The organism is Loigolactobacillus rennini DSM 20253 (genome assembly GCF_001436505.1).
Lineage (GTDB): Bacteria > Bacillota > Bacilli > Lactobacillales > Lactobacillaceae > Loigolactobacillus > Loigolactobacillus rennini.
The window spans coordinates 1-571 of sequence record NZ_AYYI01000045.1 but is presented as its reverse complement, the minus strand read 5'-3'; the positions used below and the strand labels follow the sequence as shown (position 1 = coordinate 571).

Annotated in this window: 1 protein-coding gene; it reads left to right on the top strand. The window is 44.5% G+C overall.

Annotation, left to right across the window (positions count from 1 at the left end; genetic code table 11):
* Window positions 1–116: 116 nt before the first annotated feature.
* The coding region (locus tag FC24_RS11490; RefSeq protein ID WP_162257009.1) for a transposase family protein at window positions 117–571 on the top strand (455 nt) is incomplete at its 3' end.

Genomic DNA, 571 nt, shown 5'->3' with positions numbered 1-571 from the left:
GATTACTGATGGCAGATTTTTTGTATACTTAATTAGGGATAAAAAAACGGACATCCACTGTCCGTTCGCAAAAAATCAACCACGACGAAGATTTTCAGAAAGAAGTGAATGCCCTTATGGCTAATGATACTACAAAACTCTTGTTAGGGATAGTTGATCCCCACATAAAAATTAAAACTGGTGCGCGGAACAATGATGGCATGATTCGCTTTGATGGTGTTTTAGACTACAAGCCGCGGGCTTGTCCTAAATGCGGCATCATCAATGCGGCGCAGCTGATTAAGTATGGCTGGCGCATGACCACGGTTCGGTTCGCTAAAATCCTTGACAATGCGGTGATTCTAAAATTAAAGCGCCGCTATTTCCACTGTAAAGCTTGCCAGTCCAGCTTTTTAGCCCAGACCAATCTGGTACCCAAACATTGTACAATTTCTAATCCCACCCGGCAGGCTTGCCTAGAAAAGCTGGCGGAACCAGTCGCTTTAACCCACATTGCGCATAAACTGGCGACGTCTGACACTTTTGTTGGCCGCCAATTACTACGTGCTGAACGTGATTTTAAACCGAACTT